Consider the following 3,593-nt stretch of genomic DNA (forward strand, 5'->3'; position numbering starts at 1 on the left):
TGACCCTTGCTCCTTTCGCAAACGGCCTGCTGCCGTAAGGCAACAACGCTCAGTTAAGGGGCGAGCCATCCATAAAGGGGGGCGCGAGCCAATGCCATTGGCATCTCGCGTGGCGGCCGGACAACGAAGATCCACGCCCTTGTCGATGTCCTCGGACGGCCACTCCGTCTCGTCCTGACGCCCGGCAACACATCCGATGTGAAGGGCGCCGACCTGCTGATAGCCGAAACCATCGGAATGAAGCGGGTGATCGCCGACCGTGGTTACGACGCGAACCGCATCAGGGCGACCTTGCGCGAGCAGGGAACAATTCCGGTGATCCCCGGTCGGCGCAACCGTAAACGCCCGATCCAGTATGACCAGCGCCGCTACAAGGATCGCTGGCGGGTCGAAGCCATGTTCTGCCGCCTCAAGGATTTCCGCCGGATCGCCACTCGCTACGACAAGCTCGCCCAGAACTTCCTGTCAGCCGTCAGCCTCGCTGCCGCCGTGGCCTTCTGGCTCTGAACGAGTCTGAACCCTAGAGGGTATCAAGCGTGGCAAGGTGCCCGTCACCTATTGGGCCGAAGAAGAAACGGGCTATCCGGTCGAATTAGACGCTGCCTCATGGGGTTATAAAGAGTCTGGGCGAACCAGCGATGGCGTAAGCGAACTCACGTCCGTTGTTGGTGTAGGTCACGGCTTTACGACAGTAAAGCCGCTCAAATTGTTCACAAAGCTGATCCAACTATGGTGCCCCGAGGGAGGCCTAGTACTCGATCCATTTGCGGGATCGGGTACAACCGGTCATGCCGTTCTTCAACTCAATCACGAAACAGGTGCGACCCGTCGCTTCATTATGATCGAACAGGGCAACAGCGAAAAGAAAGATCATTATGCAAAAACGCTGACTGCTGATCGAATCCGCCGTGTAATTACCGGAGATTGGGCATCTGGTAAACAGCCAGCCCTTGGCGGAGGCTTTCGCTTTATTCAGTTGAAGCGTGAGAAAATCGACGCTGATGCAGTTAATGCTCTCGCGCGCGAAGAGATGATTGACCTCCTTCTCAACAGTTATTGGGACAAAGCTGAGAAAGCACGGTCCTATTTACATCGCTGTGCTGTGGGCGCGCACAAATATCTGTTTGCCACAAACCCCAAGAATGAAGGGTTCTTTCTGATCTGGGAAAATTCGGAAACATCGTCCGTTCTGAATCGGGACGCGCTAAAGGCAATTGTGGCGGAGGCTGCATCAGCCACTCTTGCCGAGCGCTATCACGTTTACGCATCCATCGCTCCATACACCGGCGCGGGTGTCGAGTTTTACAAAATTCCGGACCGAGTGTTGGAGCATATTGGCTTCAACGCTCGCGCAGACGCATACTCGAACACGGTTGACGAAGATGCTTGAACTTAAGGTATTTCAAACCGCTGCGGCAAAGCTCATTTCTGATCGTTTCGCATTCTATGCGAACCACACTGATCGACCACGTAAGGGGAACCAGCCGCGACCATATTTCCAAGCGCTTTCTGCTCTTACGGGTTCTGGGAAGACGCCGATCCTCGCTGATGCGGTGATGCGGCTGAGGGCGCACCTTCATGCCGAACCTATCGTCCTTTGGATGTCGAAGGCTCGGTCAGTAGTAGGCCAAACGCTCACAAACTTCTCTGAGGGCGGTAAGTACAGTCATTTGGTGGATGGTTTTCGCGTACTGCCTATTGGAAACATTACACCGGCATTGCTCAATGACCCAAGCGCCCCGCTGCTCATCACCACAACAACAGGTCTATTCAACAACAAAGAACAGGCCGAGGGCAACCTCCATATCTATAAGCGTGATAATGACACGTTTGGCGACGAAAGCCCTTGGGAACGACTTATTTCCCGACCGGGAAACGGCGCGCGACGACCACTCATTATAGTTTACGATGAAGGGCATAACCTATCTGAGCAGCAGGCCGACATATTAGCAGAACTTCAACCTGACGCCTACTTGGTTGCCAGTGCAACGCTGGCGCTACCTTTAAATTTCGTCAAATCGGTTGTTAGCCCTATCAAGCTATGGGTTGAGGAAGCCGACAACAATGATGACTTCAAACAGCTAGGTGCAACGAACGAACAAGGAGGCGTAGAGCCGGAGCTATTCATCACTACCATAGTTCAGAGTGAAAAGGTGGTGAAGGCGCAGCTTGTTAAGCTTGCTCTTCAATTTGATGGCACGACAGCGGCGATGGATCGCTCTATCGATGAACTTTTTGACAGGCTTCATCTGCTTGAAGAGGCGGTCGAAGAAGAAAAAGTTCCACTCCGTCCCAAGGCGATCTATATTTGCAAGACAAACATTACAGATGATGGCTCTAGTGATGACCCTTCTCTTCCATTTTTAAAACGCGAAGCGCCGCCAATAAGAATTTGGCGCTATTTGGTTGAGCAAAAGGGCGTACTGCCGGAACGGATCGCTATATACGCGAACCTATCCTTTACCGCTGGAACCAAACCGGATTCAGTAAATCTATTTTCTCAGAAAGAAAAAGACTTCGATCAATTTACAGCCGGAGATTACCAGCATATTATATTCAACCTTGCCCTTCAAGAAGGGTGGGACGATCCTGCCTGTTATTTAGCATATATCGATAAGAGTATGGGTTCTACGATCCAAGTTGAACAAATAATGGGCCGAGTATTACGCCAATTTGGTGCATATCACTATGATAATCCACTATTGAACACTGCCCATTTCTTTGTTCGCGTTGATCGTGAAAGCGTCTTCACCAATACCATTGCCAAGGTGAAGGCCAAATTGAAGGCAGAAGGTGCCCCTCTCTCCATCACGGAAAATTTCGGCGGTGCCGGATCAGCATCGGAAGATCAACACCCAAAGGAACACGACGGCATAGCGTTGCACCACATCTTTGTGGATTCCGAAGCCGCCCGTACACGAATATCAGAGCTAATCGCTGACTTTCCTGTTTTCGTGGAAGGCGATCCAAACACCGTTGCAAACGCCAAGGGCGCGTCGACATTAATTGATGTGGTGGGGGAAAACGCTCCCCAATCGGTGAACTGGCAGGAAGCTGGGAATACCAATCCAGTTCGGCTTCGCTGGCTGGTTAGTACCGCAATGAAATCGCGTTCCTCACGGGTGCTAGCTATCTCAGATTTACACGATGCCAAGTTTGACGTGCGGGTGCAGGCACAAAGTAAAGCTGACAAGCTGTCCGAGAAGTTAGCGGCTGAGGCAACCGAAGCCTTCTACTCTCTTTCAGAACTGGTTTATGAAAGCGATATGCCATTCACGTTTGGTACAATGCGAGTAGGTAAAAAATCTGCGTCATTTCATAATTCTTTGTACCCACGGTATGCCGGACTTAACAAGTTCGAATTACCTTTTGCCACAGCGCTGGACGATTTTGGTCTAACTTGGCATCGAAACCCATCATCGGGTGGGTTTTACATTCCCCTTCTCTCGGAAGGTGATGACCTGACCCCCGGATTTTCCTCCAAGCTTGATTAGAGTCTGACCTGATGTGATCCGACACCATTCTCTGGACCACCTGGGGCTAGAGTTTCTCGGTCTTGGTCACGGTGACGGGCTGGGTGCGTCACCGGGATT

2 protein-coding genes and 1 pseudogene are annotated in these 3,593 nt (G+C 51.7%); all 3 read left to right on the plus strand.

The window, feature by feature from the left end:
• Positions 1-78 precede the first annotated feature (78 nt).
• Positions 79-507, plus strand: a pseudogene (locus K7W03_RS26930) (IS5 family transposase); the annotation flags it as partial.
• Between the two features lie 37 nt (positions 508-544).
• Positions 545-1,390 (plus strand): DNA methyltransferase, encoded by an 846-nt coding sequence (locus K7W03_RS26935; protein WP_222888000.1) that lies wholly within the window; start codon positions 545-547, stop codon positions 1,388-1,390.
• The gene (locus K7W03_RS26940; protein WP_222888002.1) at positions 1,383-3,494 is read left to right on the plus strand and encodes a DEAD/DEAH box helicase family protein; all 2,112 of its coding nucleotides are present in this window, start codon (positions 1,383-1,385) and stop codon (positions 3,492-3,494) included. The genes K7W03_RS26935 and K7W03_RS26940 overlap by 8 nt, the downstream gene beginning before the upstream one ends.
• Positions 3,495-3,593 lie beyond the last annotated feature (99 nt).

Origin of the sequence: Sphingobium sp. PNB (genome assembly GCF_019873065.1) — a bacterium.
Lineage (GTDB): Bacteria > Pseudomonadota > Alphaproteobacteria > Sphingomonadales > Sphingomonadaceae > Sphingobium > Sphingobium fuliginis.

What these genes read in the sequence shown, in the direction of transcription:
- K7W03_RS26940 (WP_222888002.1), top strand. Translation starts at nt 1,383, where the DNA reads ATGCTTGAACTTAAGGTATTTCAAACCGCTGCGGCAAAGCTCATTTCT.